Raw genomic sequence first — 21,136 nt, 5'->3', positions numbered from 1 at the left:
CATGGAAGCACGTGTGCTGAAGCCGATTCTCGGCGTCTACTGCGCCGCCTTCATCCTCTTCCTCTACGGTCCGATGATCGTGCTCGCCATCCTGTCGTTCCAGGGTGCCGGGGGCGGGCCGCAATTCCCGATCATCGAGTGGTCGACCTATTGGTACCGGCATCTGCTCGGGATGACCGAGCCCGGCCGCATCTCCCGCCTGCCCATTGGCGACAGCCTGCTGCGTTCGCTGACGCTGGCGGTGATGACCACCGTCGTCTCCACCGTGCTCGGCGTCGTCACGGCTCAGGGCTTCCGCACCCGCTTCAAGGGATCCGGTGTGGTCTTCTATCTCGTCATCCTCGGCATGATAGTGCCGGGCGTGCTGGTCGGGCTCGGAATGGCGTTGCTCAGCAATCTTCTCGGCATCAACCGGAGCTGGTGGGGCACCGCCTTCGTGCTGCACGTGGTCTACACCTTCCCCTTCGCCTTCCTGGTCATGCTGGCGATCTTCAACCGCTTCGACCGCAGCGTGGAGGAAGCGTCCCTGTCGCTCGGCGTGTCGCCCGCACAGACATTCCGCCGCGTGACCTTCCCGATGATCTTCCCGGGCGTGCTGTCGGCGATGCTGTTCTCCTTCACGCTTTCCTATGACGAGTTCTCGCGCACACTCTTCACCTCGGGTCGTGAGCTCACCCTGCCGCTGACGATCTACGGGACCTTCTCGGTCGAGATCTATCCGAACATCTTCGCCTTCGGCGTGCTTACCACGCTGTTCTCCTTCACGCTTCTGCTGATCTACGCGCTGCTGATGCTGCGCGCGGTGCGCTCGGCGCGGTCCTTCAAGGGACAGGAGGAGGCCGCATGAGCCCGGCAGCGGGCAAGGTCGCGCTCGTCACCGGCGCGGGGTCCGGCATCGGGGCCGCCATAGCGGAGCGCCTGGCGCATGAGGGCTTCCGCGTCGCCGTCAACGATCTGTCGGCTGAAGCGAGCGCGCGCACGGCAGATGCGATCGTCGCCAATGGCGGCGTCGCCGCACCTTTCGCCGCCGACGTGTCCAGCGAGGCGGCGGTGGAGGACATGATCGAGGCCGCCAGCGCGCGTTTCGGCGGCATCGACCTGTTGGTCAACAATGCCGGCCACGGCCACCAGGCCGCGTTTCTCGATATTTCGCTCGCCGAATTCGAGCGCATGTTCGCGGTCCACGTTCGCGGTACTTTCCTCATGATCCGCGCCGTGCTCCCGGCAATGCTCGAGAGGGGCGAGGGCGTCATCGTCAATATCGCCTCGCAGCTCGGGCAGGTCGGCGGCGTGGAGCTTGTCCACTATGCCGGTGCCAAGGGCGCGATCATTGCCATGACGAAATCGCTGGCCCGCGAGGTGAGCACACGCGGTGTGCGCGTGAACGCCATCGCGCCCGGACCCATCAACACGCCGCTGGTCGAAGCACTCTCGGATGACTGGAAGAAGGCAAAGGCGGCCGCGCTTCCGCTTGGCCGCTTCGGCGAGCCGCGGGAGGTCGCGGGCGCGGTCGCCTTTCTCGCCTCGCCGGACGGTGCGCTGTTCGTCGGCCAGACGCTCGGGCCGAATTCCGGCGACGTGATGCTTTGAAGATTGGAGAAGAGCTCGTCATGGCCGACACGAAACCAAGGAAACGTATCGTTCTCGTCACCGGTGGCGGCATCGGCATCGGCCGCGCCGCTTGCGAGACCTTCGCGCGTGCCGGTGATCATGTCGTGGTCACGGACATACTGGATGCGGAGGGCAGGGCGCTCGCGCAGAAGATCGCCGAAAACGGAGGGTCGGCGGAATTCGCACCGCTCGACGTGCGCTCGACGGAAGCCGCCGATGCGCTCGTCGCGCGGCTCAACGAGGAGCACGGCCATATCGATGTGATCGTAGCCAATGCCGGCATCGCCCATCGCGTCCCGCTCGGTGAGCTCTCGGACGAGAAATGGGACTACACCTTCGACATCGACCTGAAGGGCATGGTGCGTGTCATCCGGCCGGCGGTGCCGGCCATGCGCGCGGCAGGCGCGGGATCGATCGTGTGCCTGTCCTCCATCATGGGCGTGGCCTATGGCTGGGGTGAGCATGTGCATTATTCCGCCGCCAAGTCCGGTGTGGTCGGGCTGGTGCGCGGGTTGGCGGTGGAGCTTGCCGCCGACGGCGTTCGCGTCAACGGGGTGGCCCCCGGCTACATCCGTACCGCGCAGCTCCTTTCCGAGAAGCATTCCCTTGGGCCGGAAGGCGCAGAAAAGGCTGCCGCCTTCATCCCCATGGGCCGGCTCGGCGAGCCGGAGGACATCGCCGACGTCATCCATTTTCTGGCTTCGCCTGCGGCACGTTACCTGACAGGGCAGGTGCTGACGGTGGATGGAGGCCTGCTGGTGGGCCGCTACTGAGGAAACTGGGCAAACAAAGATGGGGAACTGAAAGATGAGAAGATATCCGATGCTGAATAGACGCACCATGTTGAAGGGAGGCGGCGCAGGCGCCGCTGCGCTGGCAATGGGCGGTTTGTCGCCGTTCCTGCGTTCACAGGCTGCCTTCGCGCAATCGCTCGCAGACCAGCAGTTGCGCACCATCGGCCTTTCGGTCACGGTGCAGGACCGCATTCTGGACATGTTCAAGAACGAGAGCGGTGTCGGTTCCGTGTCCGGCACGGCATCCACCTATCCCGACAGCCAGACGCGCATTCTCTCCGGTGCCGCCGACTACGATTGCTGGGAAGTGATCGCCGAACGCCTGCCGGCCGTCATAGCAACCAACAATGTGGAGCCGATCGCCACCACTGACCTTCCCAACTGGAGCAGCATTCGTGACACCTTCACCAAGGAGAGCGACAAGTGGGAGCGTCGTGCGCAGATCGTCGGCCAGATCTGGGCCGATGAGGAACAGACCAAGCTCTACATGGTGCCGGCCGTCTACAACTACGATTCGATCGGCTACAATCCCGACGTCGTAAGCGATGAGGAAGCCAACAGCTGGACCGCGCTCTTCGACGAGAAATGGCGCGGCCGCTCGGGCCTCAATGTCGATCCGCTGATCGCCATCGGCCAGGCCATCATTGCCATGAACACGCTCGGCCATCTCGACGCGAAGAACCCCGGCAACCCGACCGTCGAGGAAATCGACGAGGCGACCTCGTTCCTGATCTCCAAGAAGAAGGACGGGCAATTCCGTGCCCTGTGGGGTGATTTCGGCGAGCTGGTGAACCTGATGGCATCGGGCGAAATGGTCGTTTCCGATGCCTGGCAGCCGGCGGTCATGGCCGTCAAGGCACAGGGGCGTCCGGCGAAATACGCCACGCCGGTGGAAGGCACGCGCGGTTGGACCATCGGACCCTCGATGATCGCGGGCACGCCCAATCGCGAGGCGGTCATCGCCTACGCCAATTTCTGGCTCTCCGGCCCGCCGGCCATCGCCGTCACGGAGCAGGGCTACTACTCGCCCAGCACCAATATCAAGGACGTGATGGACCCGGACAAATATGCCTTCTGGTATGAGGGCAAGCCCTGGGTCGGCGAACCCGAGCGCGGCATCAAGGAGGGCGATCTGCGCGATGGCGGCTCGCTGGAGGAGCGCGCGGCCAACGTTGCCTACTGGCATCAGTGGCCGGACGAGTACGACCACCTGATCCAGCGCTGGGACGAGTTCCTCAACGCGTGACGCAGTGAATGCCGCACCGGGCCGCGCGGGCGGTCCTGGTGCGGTTCCCGAACCACCCGGCAGGAGCATTGGACGGAAGCATGTACGATCTTCAACTCATAGGCGTCGGCAAGACCTACCCGGACGGAACGGTTGCCGTATCCGACTTCGATCTGGCGGTGGAGCCCGGCGAGTTCGTTGCCTTCCTTGGCCCTTCAGGCTGCGGCAAATCGACGACGTTGCGCATGATCGCCGGTTTCGAGGACATCTCCAACGGCGACATTCTCATCAAGGGCAAGAACGTGTCGGCGACGCCACCGGAAAAGCGGCCGACCTCGATGATCTTCCAGAACTACGCGCTGTTCCCGCATATGACGGTGCGCCAGAACATCGGCTTCGGTCTGGACGTGAAGGGGCTCTCCACAGCCGAGAAGAACGCCAAGGTCGATCGCATCATGGATATGTTCGGCCTGAACGAGTTTGCCGACCGCAAGGCTGACAGGCTGTCGGGCGGCCAGCGCCAGCGTATCGCGCTTGCCCGCGGCCTCGTCGTCGAACCGGACATTCTTTTGCTGGACGAACCGCTGGGCGCGCTCGATGCAAACTTGCGTCGCGTGATCCAGAACGAATTGAAACTGCTGCAGCGCGAGCTTGGCATCACCTTCGTCTTCGTCACCCACGCCCAGTCCGAAGCTCTGGGCCTGTCGGATCGCATCGTCGTGATGAATCGGGGGCGGGTCGAGCAGATTGGCACGCCGCATGAAGTTTACGCCGCACCGGCAACCGAGTTTGTGGCCCGCTTCATCGGCTCCAACGCCATCATCGAAGGGGCGAACCTGAGGATCGAGGGCGATATGGCGTCCGTCGAGACGGCATTCGGGCGACTGCGGGGGCGTTGTGCCTCTTCCATCACCCCCGGCGCATCGGTCCTCGTCGCCATCCCGGCCGAGGCCATGCGCATTCAACGCACCGGTACCGCCGGCGGGAGTGAAAACCGGCTTCACGGCAAGGTGTCGATGAAGCACGCCGTCGGAAGCGTAGGCCATTTCAAGGTGGATCTCGACGGAAAGCAAAGCGTCGATGTTCAGACCAGCACAGACAATGAGGCGCTCATGCAGCTAGCCATCGGCGACGCCGTCATCGTCGATTGCCCTTCCGACCGCGTGACGCTGGTCGGGCAGGGGTGACCTATCGGGCCGAAAGGCTCCGAACGGATCTCAACAAGGGAGTTTATGGATATGGCAAAGGAAATTCTGGTTGGCTTCGGCATTGATGTCGATGCCGTCGCGGGCTGGCTCGGTTCTTATGGCGGTGAGGATTCTCCCGATGATATTTCGCGCGGCATGTTCGCCGGTGAGGTCGGATCTCCCCGTCTGCTGAAGCTGTTCGACCGACTGGGCATCCGCACCACATGGTTCATACCGGGCCATTCCGTCGAGACTTTCCCGGACCAGATGAAGGCCGTGGCGGATGCGGGGCATGAGATCGGGGTTCACGGCTACAGCCATGAAAATCCCATCGCCATGACGCCTGAACAGGAAGAAGAGGTGCTCGACAAGTCGATCGATCTCATCACCAGCCTTTCGGGCAAGCGGCCCACCGGCTATGTTGCGCCCTGGTGGGAGTTCTCCAACGTTACCAACGAATTGCTTCTGAAGAAGGGCATCAAGTACGACCATTCCCTGATGCACAATGACTTCACGCCCTATTACGTGCGTGTCGGCGACAAGTGGACGAAGATCGACTACTCTGCCAAGCCTTCCGACTGGATGAAGCCGCTGGAGCGCGGCGGGGAAACGGATCTGATTGAGATCCCGGCCAACTGGTATCTCGACGACCTGCCGCCGATGATGTTCATCAAGAAGTCCCCGAACAGCCACGGCTTCGTCAATCCGCGGGACATCGAGCAGATGTGGCGCGACCAGTTCGACTGGGTTTACCGTGAAATGGACTACGCGGTGTTCCCGATCACGATCCATCCGGATGTTTCGGGCCGCCCGCAGGTGCTGTTGATGCTCGAGCGTCTGTTCGAGCATATGAAGGGGCATGAAGGCGTCCGCTTCGTGACCATGGACGAAATGGCCGACGACTTCGCCAAGCGCCACCCGCGCAAGAAGTGATCGCGAGCGGGGCGGTTCATGCCGCCCCGCGCATACCGTGGGAGAGAGAGCATGTGTTCGCTGTGCGGTGTTCTGGGATGCGACGATCACTGGACCAGCGCCATTGCGCGGTCCGGGGTCTATACGCGCAACACGGACCGGCTGAGCCGGCGCCGCGAGGCGGCCAACCGAAAGAAGCTTGCCAACGCTCTGCTTGAGCCGTGGCGGCTCAAGCTCGCCGAATGGCAGGGCACCTCCTATGTGCTTTCAAGTCCGACGGGCAACACGCGGGTTTTCGAAAGCCTTGCGCATCTCTGGCCCGAAGCCGAAGCGATGAGCGGTCGTTCGTTCGACCCGCTCGATCCGGATTTCCTTGGCCGCTTGCGGGATCGCCCATGAGCGTCGAGACACGGGCCGCCAGTCCCACGCCGATCAACCTGCTCACCGGTTTCCTGGGATCGGGCAAGACCACGCTTCTCCAGCGCCTTCTGGCGGACCCGGCGATGGGCAATGCGGCGGTTCTGGTGAACGAATTCGGCGAAGTGGGGCTGGATCATCACCTGCTCGACCGCATTGACGACAATGTGGTGCTTCTCAAGTCCGGGTGCCTCTGCTGCACGGTGCGCGGCGAAGTCGCCGACGCACTTCAAAGGCTGCATTCCCAGCGTGCTCGCAACGAAATCCCCTGGTTCGACCGGGTGGTGATCGAGACCACGGGGTTGGCGGACCCGTTTCCGGCCCTGTCGACGATCCAGTCGCACCCGGTCCTGCGCAGCCACTTTTCCATCGCCAATGTCGTGGTGACGGTCGACGCCGTGAACGGCGGCCGGCAAATCCAGGAACGGATGGAAGCGGTGCGGCAGGTCGGCGCCGCCGATGTGGTGGTCATCACCAAGACCGATATGGACGAGGCGGAAGACACCGAAAATCTCGTAGCACGTCTGCACCGGCTCAACCCGGCGGCCCGTCACGTGATCGCTCAGGAAGCGCGGGCCGAGGACTTTCTGGTGGATGCGAGCGCCGGGCGAAGCGAGGACTGGCTGCGCGACGCGCTGCAGGCGGTCGAGGCTTCGGAAGCGGCCACCGGGCATCACGAGTACGCTCACGCACACCACGATCACGCCCACGCATCGGTGCAATCCTTCTCCCTTGCCATTGAGGACCGGATCGATTGGACTGCGTTCGGCATGTGGCTCACCATGCTGCTCAACCGCCATGGCGATCGGGTCTTCCGCGTCAAGGGTATCCTTGATATCGAGGGCGAGGATCGGCCGGTGGCGGTTCATGGCGTGCAGCGCCTCGTTCACCCGCCTGTTCACATGTCTGCCTGGCCGGACGCGCGCCGCCAGTCGCGCATCGTGTTCATCGTCGACGGGCTCGATCCCGCGCGCATCGAAGAGTCGTTCCATGTCTTCAATCGCTTGTCCGAAAAAGTACTTGGACCAAACCAGACGCCACTTCGCCGAGCAGGGTAGGGCGCGTGAGTAGGGTTCGAGGCAGGCCGGCCGCTCCGGCGATCCATGTGCGCAAGCCTGCCCCCCTGCGGATTCTATGCACCGAGATCACGCCCTATCGCCAGCTCCAGGAACGCGCCGAGCGCGACCTCGGTTTCGAACTCGTCTTCGAGCAGCATGATTTCGTCACGGCCCAGCGCATCGCAGCCACCGAGCCCGGGTGCTACGACGTCTATGACCAGTGCTTTCACAATCTGGATATTGTCTGGCACTGGCGCGCCGTCCAAAGGATCGACCTGGAGCGCATAGACCTTTGGAGCGAAGTGACCGATCTGACCAAGAAGGGCTGTATCAACGCCTCGGCGCCTCTGGGCTTCGGCGATGCGCCGGCAACCCGGCTTTATGTCCAGCAGGACAACACGCTGTCTTCGGTGCAGACGCCCCACATCTCCATGCTTCCCACGGTCCACAATTTCGATTCCTTCGGCGTCAACGAGACGGCGACCGGCGTCGATGTGGACACGGAAGTGCGTTCCTGGGCCGAACTGCTGCATCCCCGCTGGCGCGGGCATGTCTCCATCGTCGATGAACCGGCCATCGGCATTTTCGACATCGCTCTTGCGGCGCGCGCTGCAAAGAAGATGAGCTTCAATGATCTTGGCAATATGAGCATCGAGGAGATCGACGCGCTCATCGACCTGGCGCTTGGCCTCAAGGCCAAGGGGCATTTCACATCCTTCTGGCGCACCACGCAGGAAGCCACGACGCTGATGGAGCGCGGCGATGCCTGGATCTCCAGCATGTGGTCGCCGAGCGCCGTGCAGCTCAAAAGCCGGCATCTGCGCACCCGTCAGGCCGTACCGGTGGAAGGCTACCGCGCCTGGCATGGCGGGCTTTGTCTGGCTCGTCATCTCGAAGGTCACAAGCTCGACCAGGGCTATGCCTATCTCAACTGGTTCATTTCCGGTTGGCCGGGCTCTGTCGTCGCGCGCCAGGGCTATTACATGTCGGTGCCGGAGCGTGTCCGCGAGCATCTGCTGCCCGAGGAATGGGATTATTGGTACGACGGCAAAGAAGCGCGCACGACGCTGAGCGATCCGGAGGGAAATCCGGCGATCCAGCCCGGCGCACTGAGATCCGGCGGATCCTACTGGAACCGCGCCTCGCACATCGCCCTTTGGAACACCACCATGGACGAGCACAACTATCTGGTGCGCCGCTGGGCGGAGCTGGTGAAGGAACCGGTGGAGAAGAACAGCCTCATGCGCAAAGCGTCCTGACATGAGCAAGGTCAGACTGATCACCACCGGCGGCACCATCGCCTCCAGCCGCCAGAAGGGTACCGACCGCGTGGTCGCCAATGTCAGCGGTGCCGAACTGCGTTCACGCCTGCACGACCCGCTCGACGGGATCGACATCGAGGTGGACGATTTTTGCTCGGTGGGCAGTTTCGCCTTCGACCTGCCGCTTGCGTTTTCGCTAGCCCGTCACATCGACATGGTTCTTGCCGATGAAAGTTGCGACGGCGTCGTCGTCACGCATGGCACCGACACGATGGAGGAAAGCTGCTATATGGCCGACCTTCTCGTGAGGAGCGACAAGCCGGTAGTCTTCACCGGCGCGCAGCGCCATGCCGGCGACCCGGACACGGACGGGCCGCGCAATATTGCCGAGGCCATACGCGTTGCCGCAGCGCCGCAGGCGCGCGGACTTGGCGCCGTCGTCGTGTTCGAGCAGGACATTCATGCCGGCCGCGACGTGACCAAGGCCCATACCTCGCGGGTCGATACCTTCCGCTCGAACGCCTATGGCAAGCTCGGCGAAGTGGATGGCGAAGATGTCGTCATCCACCGCAGGCCCGCGCAGCGCTTTCACGTGGATGCGCAAAAGGTCGTGCCCGAGGTGGAACTGATGAAGCTCGCCATGGGCAATTCGCCGGCCTTCCTGGAGTTTGCCGTCGCGCAAGGCGCCCGCGCCATCGTCATCGAGGCCTTCGGGCGCGGCAATGCGCCCAACGGGTTTGCCGAAGCGATTGCACCGATCGTTGACGGCGGCACACCGGTTATCGTCGCCTCGCGCTGCCACGAGGGGCGCACCCGCGCCATCTATGGCGGTGGCAGCGGCGGCAAGGACCTTGCTGATGCGGGCGTCATCTTCTCGGGAGACCTGAGCGGCCTGAAAGCCCGCATCCTGGCCTCGGTCCTTCTGGGGCGGGAGGCCGGGACCGAGCGATTTCGGCGTGATTTCGAACGCGCGGCGAGCGTGCCGGCGAGCTGAAAGCCCGCTGGCGATCGGTCATCTGGAAGCGGTGATCACGTAGGATGCGCTTTCATGCAGTTCGGCGGTCCAGCCGGGCTCCACCACGATCGTCGTCGTCTCCTCCTCGATGATCGCTGGTCCCTCGACGCGGTCGCCGGCGCCGAGCTTGGTGCCGTCATAGACACCATCTCGCCTGCAACGAGCAGGTCTATTTCGCCCAATCCGGGCGCGAGGTCTATTGCAAGCACGGCGGCTATATCATTGAGCGCAGCCATGAGCCGTATGAATTCAGCTATAACGAGCGTGCGGACCTGTGGGTCATGAAAGTAGAGGCATCAGCGCTGGGCGGACGTATCCGCGCTCCTGACCGCTTCTGCGGCATGCAGTTCAACGCGCATGGCGGTATTTCAGGTCTCTTCGTCGATATGCTCCACCATATCCCGCAGCGCTTCGAAGCGATGAGTGAGGAGGCTCGCGAGGCGGTCGGCCTTCAACTGGTCGATCTTCTCGCCCTGTCGATCCATTCGGATGACCGCACGCTTACATCGGGCACATCATCCGTAAGGGCCGCGCATCTGAGCCGTGTCGAGCACTTCGTCCGCGCCAATTTCCACCGGCGCGAACTGGATCCCGATCTTGCCGCCCGTTGCTGCGGAATCTCTGTGCGCTACCTGCACGAACTGTTCCGTGATACGGAGCGCACGTTCGGGCAATGGGTGCGTGATCTGCGTATCGAAGCGGTGAAAGCAGACCTTCGCGCAAAGGGAACAAAGCTCTCCATCGCAGAGATCTGCTTCCGCCGCGGTTTTGGCGACGTGGCCCATTTTTCCCGATTGTTCAAACAGCAGGTTGGGTATTCGCCAGGCGAATACCGGCGGCAATCGGTGCTTCCTTAAAAGGCTTGGTGACCGTATCGTTGAAGCAGGAACAATCCTGCGTCGCACTCAGCGCTTCATCAGATCGATGGTTACTGCCGCGAGTGTTTGGACGGCTTTCCGAATGCAAGTTTCATCCACTGATGTGGCTGCGGAGCGGTCAAATGTTCACCTGGAACGGTTGTTGGGTCGATGTCGCAGCCATCACATCCAGCATGATCAACTGCCACGTCGGCTTTCGGGCGGCGCGAAAGACCGCTCCCACGACCGATGTGCATGAGGCGCAAGCAGTCGTCCAACGACGAATATGCCAGTTCTGCCTTGCTCGAGAATAGGTCATTTGACGGGAAGAGATTCGAACTTCTTCACCGCCGAGAACCGCCGTTACTACGCTTTTTCGCCTTCTGGCTACTCCCGTCTTTCGCGCCGGCGTAGTACTGGCGGCGTTTGGCGGCAATTTTCGGTGTTGGCGTGTGAAATGGCGCACCGTCTCAGGTGGAGATGAGAACTACGTTTACGCTATAGCCCTATGAAATGAGACCGGAAGATCGGTCGGAACTCGCTGAGACAATAGCAGGATTCCGGTCTTGGTGTGTTGGTTTGCCATCATGCTGTGCTTTTGTCCGATTGAGCCTCGCTATAGCATTTCGCAGTCAGGTGGAATCACCTGACGTCCACATAAAAGCGGAAAAACAAAGAGATAGAGCGTACGATGATGCACTCGGTCCCTCTACCCGATCAAGAGACTGCGCCGGTCGATTATTGCTCATGGATCCCCGCAAGAGGTCTCGAATAGCCATCCGAGCCAATGGCATTAAAAGACCAATGAGGGGCCATCAGCGGAACGGCGGCTTGCTGATAACTCGAACCAAAAGCTGACCGTCAACTTTCAGCCCGACATTTAGATGTTTAGTCCCAGGCTGGGATGTGCAGGGCCGTTCGAAAACCGAACGGCCCGAAAATCGTAAAGCACGTAAGCTATCACGGCTTCTCTGGCAACCAGCCGCCGTCTGGTGTCGCTGCCAGGGCAGGCGTCCGGAAAACGGCGATGACCTGGTCGGGAAGGGTGGAGCCCTCCGCTTCGAGCACGCTGCGCCAGCGTGTCGTCTGAAGCATCGCCGCACCGATGGCGACCGGCTCGACGCCACACAGCTTCAAAAGCCGCAGGCCGGAGAGAATGGAGCTGCCGGTGCTGATCACGTCGTCCACCAGGAGAACGCGCTTGCTCTTGATGAGCGGCAGCATGCGCGGGTCGGCATAAAGGCGCTTCTGCTGCTCGGGGCTGGTCACCGAGCGCAGAGCGACGGATTGATTCTCACTGTACCAAAACTTGCGTGACGTGCTGAGCGGCACGTAGCGGCTGTGGCCGATCGCGCGGGCGACCTGGGCGGCAAGTGTCAGGCCAAGCGTCGGCAGGCCGACGACGATGTCCGGCCTGAAAGCGGCCGCCTTTTCGGCCAGCGCCGCCGCAAGCGCATCGACCACGTCGAAACTCGCCTGGTTGACGATCAGCGAGGCCAGCGCCTTCTCGCCGCCCGAAAGCATCCGGATCGGCAGGGCAAGCTGGCGCCCGTCGGGCAGTTCCGCCGGGTAGAAACCCCGGTGCCCGCCCTGCGGCGCGGTCTCGTAGGTGCCGGCGGGCGCGATCTCCTGCCAAAAAACATGCGGTTGGTGCCGGAAGTCGGCCTGTGTCATTGTTTGCAAGATGCGCTCACGTTAAATGTGCTTGATTTCTTTGGGCTTCCGTTTCCGGACAGGGTGGCTTCAGTTCCGGCGGCAGGCGCATTATCCGGGTTGGGACGACGATGGGAAGGGTGTTTGGATGACGAGTGTGGATGACGCGCAGGCGGACATGGATTTTCTCATCGCCTTGCGGCGCGATCTGCATGCTCATCCCGAACTTGGTTTCGAGGAGGAGCGAACCAGCCGGATCGTCGCCGGTCATCTTGCCGAGGCCGGCATGAAGGTGCATCGCGGACTGGGCGGCACAGGCGTTGTGGGAACGCTGAGCGTCGGCAACGGCACGCGCGCGATCGGGCTGCGTGCCGACATGGACGCGCTTGCCATGCCGGAGACCGCCGAGCGGCCTTACAAATCCACCGTGCCGGGAAAGATGCATGCCTGTGGCCATGACGGCCATACGACGCTGCTGCTTGGCGCAGCCCGCCAATTGGCGAGGACGCGGAATTTCTCGGGCACCGTCCACTTCATCTTCCAGCCGGCCGAGGAAGGGCGCGGCGGCGCAAAACGCATGGTTGATGAAGGCTTGTTCGAGCTTTTCCCGTGCGATGCCGTCTACGGCCTTCACAACATGCCGGGACTGGCGACGGACGAAATGGCCGTCGTCGCCGGGCCGCAGCTCGCCTCCTCCGACAGTTGGCATGTGACGTTCAGGGGCGTCGGCACCCATGGCGCCAAGCCGCATCTGGGCAAGGATCCGGTGACGGCGGCCGGTTACTTCCTGTCGAGCCTGCAGACGATCGTCGGCCGGGTTGTCGATCCTCTTCAGCCGGCGGTGGTCAGCGCCTGTTCCGTTCAGGCGGGTGATCCCAAGGCCCTCAACGTCATTCCCGATTTTATCGAGATCGGCGGTACGGCACGCGCCTATACACCACAGGTGCGCGATCAGATCGAAGAGGAGATCGGACGATTGGCGCGGGGCGTGGCGTCGATGTTCGCAATCGCCGCCGAATATCGCTTCATACGCCGCATCCCGCCCGTGGTGAACGACCCCGATGCCACGATGCGCGCGCTGAACGCTGCCCGTGCGGTATGCGGCGAGAAGGTACGCACAGCCTTTCCTCCGTCGACGGCGGGCGACGATTTCGCCTTCTTCTCGCAGAAGGTGCCCGGCGCCTATGTCTGGCTCGGCAACGGCCCTGCGGTCGAGGGCGCGCTGCATCACAACAGCGCCTATGATTTCAACGACCATGCCATTCCAACCGGCATGACCTTCTGGACGCGTCTGGTCGAGCAGGAACTCGCTGCGTAAGCCGCATCCTTATTCGAGAGTCTCCAGAACCGGCGTTTCCATGACGGCTGGCCGCGTGATGTCGGCGATGCCGAGATCGGTCTGGTGCGGGCCGGCATTGCAGGCGAGCGTTGCGCCGAAGCAGGCTTTGAAGACCAGATAGGGCGGCTCCCAGTCGACGATCTCGTCCATCGCCTTGCGCAGGGCGGTGAAATCACCCGCGATTTCGGCAAGCGGGGCTTCGGAAACGAGGCCGGACAGCGGCAGAGACAGCGATGCCACCACCTTGCCGTCCCGGGCCACGGCCATGCCGCCGCCGGCCTCGATCACCCAACTCGCCGCGACGGCCATGTCGGCCTCATTCCCGCCGAAGACGGTGATGTTATGGCTGTCGTGGGAGACCGTCGTGCAGAACGCGCCGCGCCATTTGCCCCAACCGGTCAGATAGCCCGTCCGGGGAACGGTCGGTGCGCGGCCATGGCGATGGATGACGCTGATCAGTGTCGCGCCATCGGGCGGGACGACGAAGCCATCCTCCACACGGGTTTCCGCCTCGCCCCATTCGGTAAAGCGCGGGCGGTGGATCGTCGCCACCTTGACGCGCCGGCCTCCGGAACGCACCTTGAAATCGCTGGCCGAAAAGGTCGGGCAATGGATGGAGTTCTTGAGGGACGCCGTGGAGGTGGCTTTTGCCTTCCCGATCAGTGTTCCGTCGCGCGCAACGAGCGCGCCATTGGCAACAACCGCCGCCGCCCTGAATGCCGACAAATCCTCGAACAGGGCAATGTCGGCCCGCCGCCCGGCAGCGATAAGCCCCAGGTCGGGACGCGCCAGCCGGTGAGACGCGTTCAGCGTTGCGGCCTGCAGGGCCCAGGCGGGCGGCATGCCGTAGCGCACCAGGCGGCGCACGACGTCGTCGAGCCCGCCGGCCTGTGCCAGATCGTCGGGGAAAACATCGTCCGTGCACAGCGTCACGGTGGAGGGGAGGTGGCCGAGCGCGTTCAGCGTGGCGACGAATTCCGGCAACAGGTGATCGTGCGAGCCGCGCAGCTCTATCGTCAGGCCCGCGCTAAGCTTGGCCATCAGGTCGTCGCCCGAGGTCAGCTCGTGGTCTGAAGTGATGCCGGCGGCCATGAAGGCGTTTAGATCGGCTCCGACCAGGCCTCGCGCATGGCCGCACACAAGCTTGCCGCTTTCAAGCCCCGCCTGCACGACATCGCTGATGGTCCGTGCACGCTCGATGACGCCGCGCATGTTCATGACCTCGGCCACACCGCCGATGCCGGGTCGGGCGAGCATGTCGGCGAGCTCGGCACCGCCAAAACCCGCGCCCGAACATTCGAGGCCGGGCGCCGCAGGCACGCATGAGGGGGCGAGCATGACGACCCGCAAGGGCAGATCCGCGCAGGCCTCCAGCGCCCAGGAAACGCCGGAAAGCCCATGCACATTGGCGAATTCGTGTGGATCCCAGACGATCGTCGTGACACCGCGCGGCAGGACGGCCTCCGTATAGGCGGCCGGCGTGATCATCGAGCTTTCGATGTGCATGTGTGTGTCGATCAGGCCGGGGGTCAGGATCAGGCCGTCAGCATCGACGATTTCGTTGCCGTCTGTGCGACTTGCCGGCGCGTGGACACTGGCGATCAGCCTGCCCGTGATGCCGACATCGGCGGCGCGCAGCCGGCCTGTTGCCGCATCGAAAACCCGGCCACCGCGGATGAGCAGGTCGAACGGGGCATCGCCGCGTGCTGCTGCCACGGCGCGGTCGCGCAAGGTCCGGTCGGCGAGGTCGTGGGGTTCCCTGTAGCGCGCGCTCATGCCCGTGCGGCCTCCATCAATGCATCGAGCGCCAGCGCGCGGACCCGCGCGGCATCTGCCTTCATGCCCCATTCGGCATTCGGTGCCGCTTGTGGCCGCTGATCGACCACGGTCCGGCCCCGTGTGTGCGTGCCGGCGAGTTCCATCGTGACGCGGGCCGGCTCAAAGACGAAGGCGTCGGGGGCGACAAGTGCCGCCGCCGCTGTCGGATCATACAGAGCCATGCCCGGCCTGCCCCGATGGAGAGCAATGTCGACATAGGCCCCGAGCAGGTCGGCAAGAAGGGGCGCCTTCGGCGAGGCGACAGCCTGCAACGCGTCGACATCCTCCGGTCCGACCTGCACCTGACGGCAAAGATCGAGATCGACCACCCGCAGCGGCAGACCGCTGGCAAGAACGATGGCGACGGCTTCAGGATCCGCATAGGCGTTGAATTCGGCCGAAGCCGTGTGATTGCCGCGCGTTGCGCCGCCGCCCATCCAGGTCACGCGGCTGATCTTCGGCTTGAGATCGGGGCGTGCGAGCGCGAGGATGGCGATATTCGTCAGGGGGCCGAGCGCGAGGATCTCACCGGGCGCGTCGAGGCCTTCCAGCCAGGAAGTGAGTGCCACAAATGCACTGGAAAGTGGCGCCGGTGGTACCTTGGGGAGGGATTTCCCGCGCGTAGGAATGCCGGTCGGGCCTAGCACATGGGCGGGCGTCTCGACGCTGCCGAGGATAGCTGCGTCCGCGCCGCCGAAGAAGGGGAAACGCCAGCCAAGCAACCCCGCCGCGCCTGCCGCGTTGCCGCGCACCTCTTCAAGCGGGGCGTTGCCGAAGACCAGCGAGACGCCGGCGATGTCCCGCGACGATGCCGTCACCATCATGATGGCAAGCATGTCGTCGAAGCCCATATCGGTATCGATCCAGACCACAATCGGCTCCCTCACATGCGATCGAGGACGGCGGCGCGTTCCGTCGGCAGGTCGAAGGCGAGCCTGCTGCCTGGGGCGAAAGCGGGGGCAGTGGCGTCCATCTCGGCCTTGATCGGGCCGAGCGGTGTCTTCAACAGATATTCGCGTGTGCCGCCTGCAAACGCCACGCCTAAGACCTCTCCCTCGAAACGCCCTTCGCCGAGTCGGACCATGTTCGGCCGCCAGGCGAGGCCGGTCGTTTGCGCGGAGAGCGGTATGGGAAGTTCGGTGAGGCCGTTTTCCGTTTGCAGCTGGCCGTCTTTGACCGGGAAGATGTTCTCGAAGCCGACGAAATCCGCCACGAAACGAGAGACTGGGCTGTTATAGACTTCCTCCGGCGTGCCGAGCTGTTCGATGCGCCCGTCCCTCATCACCACGATCCGGTCGGCCAACGCCAGCGCCTCGTTCTGATCGTGGGTAACGAACACCATGGTGACACCGCTTTCGCGCTGTACGCGCTGCAATTCTGTGCGCATTTCGAGCCGCAGCCGGGCGTCGAGATTGGACAGCGGCTCATCGAGCAGCAGAACCTTGGGCTGCATCACCAGCGAGCGGGCGAGCGCCACACGCTGCTGCTGGCCGCCGGAGAGTTCGGCCGGCTTGCGGCCCTGGAACTGGCCAAGCCCAACCATGGCAAGTCCATCTTCCACCTTCTTTACAATCTCAGTAGAGGGCAGCCTTTTCAGGCGCAGGCCGAAGGCGACATTTTCGAAGACGGAAAGATGCGGAAACAGCGCATAGGACTGGAAAACCAGCCCCACCTCGCGTTTGTTGGCGGGCAGGCGCGTGATGTCCTTGCCGTCGAGCGTGATGATGCCGGAGGCTGGTTTCAGGAGCCCAGTGATGGCGCGCATAGTGGTGGTCTTGCCGCAACCGGACGGACCCAGAAGTGCGATCAGCTCTCCCTTGCGGATCGGCAGGTCCAGCCGCTCGACCGCGACGGTCTTGCCATAGGCGAGCGTCAGATCGCTCAGATCGAGGTAGGCAGCATCAGACATAGCGTGAAAAACCCAGAAAACGTTCGGCGAGGAAAACGATGGAGATCGACAGGAAGGCAAGCAGTGCGGCAAGTGCGGCGACCGAGGGGTCGTAGGTGATTTCCATGTACCAGATCATGTCGATGGGCAGCGTGCGCACGCCCGGACCCGAGAGGAACAATGACACGGGAACCTGATTGAAGCTGGTGACAAAGCCGAGGATGAAGGCCGCGAGGATGCCGCTTTGAATGTTCGGCAGGACGATGCGGAAGAAGGTTGCCACCCGCGAGGAGCCTAGAAGCACCGCCGCCTCCTCGATGTCGCTGCGCAGATTGTCGAGCGAGGCGGAAACGACGCGTACCGCGTAGGGCAGGATCAGCGCCGTGTGAGCGATAAACAGCGCCAGGCCGACGCTGACATCGAGCGGGATCACCAGATAGCGCAAAAGCGCCAGGCCGACGATGATGCCGGGCACGATGATGGGCGCTGAGACGATGGTGCGGATCGTTTCGCCGAAGGGCAGGCGGTAGCGCGACGCGGCGTAGGCCACCGGTACGCCGAGCACCAACGCGGCCAGTGTGCCGAAGATGGCGAGGAACATCGAGAGCGCGAAGCTCTCCCGGAAACTCTCCACTTCGAAGACCTTGGCAATCCATTTCAGGGATAGGCCCTGCGGCGGAAAGGCCAGCGTCTCGCCGCCCGAAAGCGCGGCTGCGACGATGATGACGAAGGGCCCGATGAGGAACAGGAAGACGAGGGCAAGCGTCAGATAGGAATAGAGACGGGAGGTCATCGCTTGCTCCTCGCAGTGGCCAGTCGTTTGAGAAGCATGTTGGCGGAAAAGCTCATCACCATCAGGATCATGGCGATGATGCTGGCGGCGGCGAAATCGTTGGCGACGGTCACGCGCTGGTAAAGGAGCGTCTCAAGCATCAGCACCTTGGACCCTCCGAGGATGGCGGGAGTGATGTAGGCGGTGAGCGATCCGGTGAAGACCAGCGTGCCGCCGATCACCAGCCCTTCCTTCGTTAGCGGCAGAATGACCTTGAGGAAGACCTGCAGCCAGTTGGCGCCGAGAACGCGCGCGGCCGGCACCGCATCCTTCGGCATGTTTTCCAGCGCGCTGATGAGCGACAGGATCATGAGCGGCAGGAAGAGTTGCAAGAGGCCGATGAAGACGGCTGTTTCGGTGAACAGAAACCGGAGCGGTTCGTCCGAAAGGCCGAGGCCGACAATCGCCTTGTTGACAATGCCTGTGCGCCCCAGGATGACGATCCAGGCATAGGTGCGTGCCACCGGCGAGATCATCAGCGGCATGACGACGAGACCGATCATCCGACCGCGCGCGGTCGGCGGCAGGGTGACGATGGCGTAGGCCGTGGCATAGCCGATCACCGCCGAGGCGGCCGTGACAAGTGCCCCTAGCTTCAGCGTGCGCCAGAAGACAACGCGGTTGAGTTCGTTGTCGAAAAAGCCGGTGTAGGCCGAGAGCGTCCAACTGTCGGCGGCCCGAAAGCCTTCCGACAGGAGGATGCCGACGGGGACGAGAAAAACGATCGCCGCGAAGATGGCCGCGGGCATGGCCAGCGCCAGCGCTTCCGTCCGGTTGTGGAACATGGTGCGGGACCCTTGTGTTCACCCGGGAAACGCGCAGGCGCGCGGCTCCCCTTTTTTCGTCTCAGGCGGACGGTGTCCTATTGGCCGACCTTGGCGTTCCACTCGGAAAGCCACGCTTCGCGATTATCCAGGATGACGTCCGGCGGCAGAAGCTTGAGGTTCTTCACCGTTTCTGCACCATAGGTGAGGTTTTCGGCGATCTCGTCCGAGACGACGACCTCCGAATTGGCCGGGCTATCGACCAGCGCTTCGGCGAGCTTGGTCTGGATCTCGGTGGAGAGCCAGAAATCCATGAACTGATACGCGAGGTCCTCGTTCTTTGCGCCTTTCGTCAGGATCATGACATTCATGCCGCCTGTCTCGCCTTCCTTGGGTGTGGCCCAGGCCATGTCCATATCCATCTTGGAGTAGGGGCCCCAGGAGAAGCGGCCGATGGGGGCGGCGAGGATCTCCTCCTGCTGCATGAGCTGCGCCACCTGCGAGGAACGCTCATAGAAGGTGACGATATCGTCTTTGTTGCTGGCGACCTCATCTATGGGTGCCTTGAGGTCGGCGGCATCGTTGCCCATCGCCATGCCGAGCATGTAGAGCGCGGGCGGGCCCTGATTGGTGGTCACATTCGGGAAGGCAACGCGGCCCTTCAGCTCGTCCTGGAACAGATCGGCCCAGCTCTCGATCTTCACCTTGTCGGCACGGTAAGCGATAGAGGTTGCATAGAAGGTGTAGCCGACGCCCAGATGGCCGCCGAGCGGATCCTTGGCGATGTCGTAGAGCTTGTCGTAGTTGGTAAGCCTGGAAATATCGATTGGCTGGGTGATGCCCTTGCGGGCGGCGGCCAGCGCATCGTGGGTAGACATCACGGCCATGTCGATCTCGGGATCGTCCTTGCGGGCCTCCAGCTTGGCCAGCCGCTCGACGCTGTTGCCGGTCTCCACAACGAGATCGCAGTCGCAGATGGTCTTGAACGGGTCGTAGACGATCTCCTTGAATTCGTCCTGGGCAAAGCCATAGACGGAGATGACGAGTTTCTTGTCGGCCGCATTCGCGGCGGCGGCAAGCGCCGCGAGGGCGACGCTGGAGGCTAAGAGGGTCTTCAGCATGTCTGGTCGCTTCCTTCTCTGGTGGTGTTTTCCAAAATCGGCCCGTTCGTTTTGTTGGTGGCCGGGCGGGGACCGCCGCCCGACCTATTGCCTGCGGGGCCGGATGGAGCCGGCCCGCTGGATTGGCGGATGATGAGCTGCATAGGTACGCCCTGGCCGTCCGATTGGGCGGGCGCTCCCTCGACCTGGCGGATGAGATCGGCGACGGCGATCTCGGCGATGCGGGCCATGTTCATGCGCACCGTGGTGAGCGTCGGTGCAATGACCCCGGCCCATATCAGGTCGTCGAAGCCGGTGACGCTGACATCGCCCGGAATGGAGACCCCACGGCGCTGCAGCTCGGTGACGGCGCGTAGAGCATGCAGATCAGAAACGGCGGCAAAGGCCGTGACGCCTTTTTCAACGAAGGGCAGGAGGCCCAGTTCGCAGCCGGGACCATGCTTGTCCTCCAACTCGTCAATCCAAAGAAGCTCGACATGCGCCTCCTCCGGGAGGGCTGATTTGATGCCGCCAACACGATCATTCTGGACATTGGAATCGGGATGCAGGCCGATGATCGCGATTGACCGGTGGTCGAGCGAAGACAGATGCGCGCCGATCTGCGCGCCGCCGTTCCAGTGATCGGCCGAAACCGTGTTGCCCGGCGTCGACGGGGAATCGATGACAGCGATCGGATGGCCGATGTCGGCGATCCGTGTGCCGTGGCGCGGCACAACCACGATACCGTCGGCCCCGCGCTCGACCAGCCGGTTAATGGCGCGGGTCTGGGCTTGAATGTCGCCCCGGCTGTCGCCGATCAGGACACCGTAGCCGGCGGTTGATGCGGCATGCTCGATAGCCTGGGCAAATTGCGGGAAAAGAGGATGCCCGATATCGGCCAGCACCAGCCCCAGAACGTGGCTCCGCCCCGTGCTCAGGGCACGGCCGGCGAGGCTGGGAATATAGCCGAGCTCCTTCGCCTTATCGCGGATCACCCGCGCCATCTCTTCCGAGACCCGCCCCTTGCCGGACAGCGCGTTGGAGACCGTGGCGACGGAAACGCCAAGTGCCTTCGCGATGTGGGTCAGATTGGGTCGAGGGGTCATACAAGCCCAGTTTCGAGGAGATTAAACGTTTAACCAGCATGCCCGCACGGCACGCCGATGTCGACTCCAAATTTTCCCGGTGTTGATTTTCACTGAGACCTGACCCGGTATTCCACCGAGATTTTGACCCGCCTGGCATTCACGCTGACCGAGAAAACGCGCCGTGAGAAACATATTCCCACAGAAAAGGAACAGGAACGCTTCATGCCGCTGGCCTGCCCCCTGGAAAGTGGTCCTCCCTGAAGTAGGCTATTGAGCCGTAGAGAGGACGTTGGAATGCCCCAGAAGAAGCACAAGC

The 21,136-nt window shown here is 63.1% G+C and carries 21 protein-coding genes; 12 read left to right on the top strand and 9 right to left on the bottom strand.

The genetic code is table 11. From position 1 onward, the window contains the following. Nucleotide 1: 1 nt before the first annotated feature. The 10 genes from GM910_RS14340 to GM910_RS14295 all read left to right on the top strand — a co-directional run bounded on the left by GM910_RS14340 (nucleotide 2) and on the right by GM910_RS14295 (nucleotide 9,460). Nucleotides 2-847: an ABC transporter permease gene (locus GM910_RS14340; RefSeq protein WP_159588333.1), complete on the top strand. Its 846-nt coding sequence runs from the start codon at nucleotides 2-4 to the stop codon at nucleotides 845-847. Then, a complete protein-coding gene (locus GM910_RS14335) occupies nucleotides 844-1,590 on the top strand; it encodes an SDR family NAD(P)-dependent oxidoreductase (RefSeq protein ID WP_159588331.1) in 747 nt (248 codons plus the stop codon). Before GM910_RS14340 ends, GM910_RS14335 begins: the two co-directional genes overlap by 4 nt. Before the next feature lie 20 nt (nucleotides 1,591-1,610). Next, nucleotides 1,611-2,384, top strand: coding sequence for an SDR family NAD(P)-dependent oxidoreductase (locus GM910_RS14330; protein WP_159588329.1), 774 nt, complete (start codon nucleotides 1,611-1,613; stop codon nucleotides 2,382-2,384). A gap of 49 nt (nucleotides 2,385-2,433) precedes the next feature. Further along, complete coding sequence (locus GM910_RS14325; RefSeq protein ID WP_425482684.1) at nucleotides 2,434-3,651, top strand: ABC transporter substrate-binding protein; 1,218 nt, start codon at nucleotides 2,434-2,436, stop codon at nucleotides 3,649-3,651. An 80-nt stretch (nucleotides 3,652-3,731) separates the two neighbouring features. Next, nucleotides 3,732-4,817 (top strand): ABC transporter ATP-binding protein, encoded by a 1,086-nt coding sequence (locus tag GM910_RS14320; protein WP_159588325.1) that lies wholly within the window; start codon nucleotides 3,732-3,734, stop codon nucleotides 4,815-4,817. Nucleotides 4,818-4,868: 51 nt separating this feature from the next. Further along, on the top strand, nucleotides 4,869-5,750 hold the full coding sequence (locus GM910_RS14315; RefSeq protein WP_159588323.1) for a polysaccharide deacetylase family protein: 882 nt from the start codon (nucleotides 4,869-4,871) through the stop codon (nucleotides 5,748-5,750). A 51-nt stretch (nucleotides 5,751-5,801) separates the two neighbouring features. Continuing rightward, nucleotides 5,802-6,128: a hypothetical protein gene (locus GM910_RS14310; protein WP_159588321.1), complete on the top strand. Its 327-nt coding sequence runs from the start codon at nucleotides 5,802-5,804 to the stop codon at nucleotides 6,126-6,128. Then, nucleotides 6,125-7,204: a CobW family GTP-binding protein gene (locus GM910_RS14305; RefSeq protein WP_159588319.1), complete on the top strand. Its 1,080-nt coding sequence runs from the start codon at nucleotides 6,125-6,127 to the stop codon at nucleotides 7,202-7,204. Before GM910_RS14310 ends, GM910_RS14305 begins: the two co-directional genes overlap by 4 nt. A 5-nt stretch (nucleotides 7,205-7,209) precedes the next feature. Continuing rightward, on the top strand, nucleotides 7,210-8,463 hold the full coding sequence (locus GM910_RS14300) for an ABC transporter substrate-binding protein (RefSeq protein WP_159588317.1): 1,254 nt from the start codon (nucleotides 7,210-7,212) through the stop codon (nucleotides 8,461-8,463). A gap of 1 nt (nucleotide 8,464) precedes the next feature. Continuing rightward, entirely contained in the window at nucleotides 8,465-9,460 is a 996-nt protein-coding gene (locus tag GM910_RS14295) for an asparaginase (protein WP_159588315.1), read from the top strand. 18 nt (nucleotides 9,461-9,478) lie between these two features. On the opposite strand, the gene GM910_RS27830 is transcribed toward GM910_RS14295, so the two are convergent. Continuing rightward, nucleotides 9,479-9,574, bottom strand: a complete 96-nt coding sequence (locus GM910_RS27830) for a hypothetical protein (RefSeq protein WP_246226143.1) — start codon at nucleotides 9,572-9,574, stop codon at nucleotides 9,479-9,481. Between the two features lie 2 nt (nucleotides 9,575-9,576). On the opposite strand from GM910_RS27830, the gene GM910_RS14290 reads away from it, so the two are divergent. Beyond that, nucleotides 9,577-10,338: a helix-turn-helix transcriptional regulator gene (locus tag GM910_RS14290; RefSeq protein WP_281354901.1), complete on the top strand. Its 762-nt coding sequence runs from the start codon at nucleotides 9,577-9,579 to the stop codon at nucleotides 10,336-10,338. Between the two features lie 960 nt (nucleotides 10,339-11,298). Here the strand turns inward: GM910_RS14290 and GM910_RS14285 are convergent. Next, nucleotides 11,299-12,012, bottom strand: a complete 714-nt coding sequence (locus GM910_RS14285) for a phosphoribosyltransferase (RefSeq protein WP_159588405.1) — start codon at nucleotides 12,010-12,012, stop codon at nucleotides 11,299-11,301. Between the two features lie 127 nt (nucleotides 12,013-12,139). Here GM910_RS14285 and GM910_RS14280 point away from each other — a divergent pair, with 127 nt between their 5' ends. Beyond that, nucleotides 12,140-13,309 (top strand): M20 aminoacylase family protein, encoded by a 1,170-nt coding sequence (locus GM910_RS14280; protein WP_159588313.1) that lies wholly within the window; start codon nucleotides 12,140-12,142, stop codon nucleotides 13,307-13,309. Nucleotides 13,310-13,318: 9 nt separating this feature from the next. Here the strand turns inward: GM910_RS14280 and GM910_RS14275 are convergent, their stop codons facing one another. From GM910_RS14275 to GM910_RS14245, 7 genes are all read right to left on the bottom strand, one after another. Next, on the bottom strand, nucleotides 13,319-15,106 hold the full coding sequence (locus GM910_RS14275) for an adenine deaminase (protein WP_159588311.1): 1,788 nt from the start codon (nucleotides 15,104-15,106) through the stop codon (nucleotides 13,319-13,321). Beyond that, a complete protein-coding gene (locus GM910_RS14270; RefSeq protein WP_159588403.1) occupies nucleotides 15,103-16,023 on the bottom strand; it encodes a nucleoside hydrolase in 921 nt (306 codons plus the stop codon). Before GM910_RS14270 ends, GM910_RS14275 begins: the two co-directional genes overlap by 4 nt. A gap of 8 nt (nucleotides 16,024-16,031) precedes the next feature. Further along, nucleotides 16,032-17,057 carry an ABC transporter ATP-binding protein gene (locus GM910_RS14265; RefSeq protein WP_159588309.1) on the bottom strand — a complete coding sequence of 342 codons (1,026 nt, stop codon included), beginning with the start codon at nucleotides 17,055-17,057 and terminating at the stop codon, nucleotides 16,032-16,034. Further along, a complete protein-coding gene (locus tag GM910_RS14260; protein WP_159588307.1) occupies nucleotides 17,050-17,829 on the bottom strand; it encodes an ABC transporter permease in 780 nt (259 codons plus the stop codon). The genes GM910_RS14265 and GM910_RS14260 overlap by 8 nt, the downstream gene beginning before the upstream one ends. Beyond that, nucleotides 17,826-18,653, bottom strand: a complete 828-nt coding sequence (locus tag GM910_RS14255; protein ID WP_159588305.1) for an ABC transporter permease — start codon at nucleotides 18,651-18,653, stop codon at nucleotides 17,826-17,828. The genes GM910_RS14260 and GM910_RS14255 overlap by 4 nt, the downstream gene beginning before the upstream one ends. Nucleotides 18,654-18,730: 77 nt before the next feature. Further along, nucleotides 18,731-19,753 (bottom strand): ABC transporter substrate-binding protein, encoded by a 1,023-nt coding sequence (locus GM910_RS14250; protein WP_159588303.1) that lies wholly within the window; start codon nucleotides 19,751-19,753, stop codon nucleotides 18,731-18,733. Further along, nucleotides 19,747-20,838, bottom strand: coding sequence for a LacI family DNA-binding transcriptional regulator (locus tag GM910_RS14245; RefSeq protein ID WP_159588301.1), 1,092 nt, complete (start codon nucleotides 20,836-20,838; stop codon nucleotides 19,747-19,749). Before GM910_RS14245 ends, GM910_RS14250 begins: the two co-directional genes overlap by 7 nt. Nucleotides 20,839-21,136: the final 298 nt, after the last annotated feature.

The sequence above is a fragment of the Chelativorans xinjiangensis genome (assembly GCF_009812055.1).
In the GTDB taxonomy this organism is placed as follows: Bacteria; Pseudomonadota; Alphaproteobacteria; order Rhizobiales; family Rhizobiaceae; genus Chelativorans; species Chelativorans xinjiangense.
Note: the sequence above shows the minus strand (reverse complement) of the source record. Positions and strands in the feature narration are given on the sequence as shown.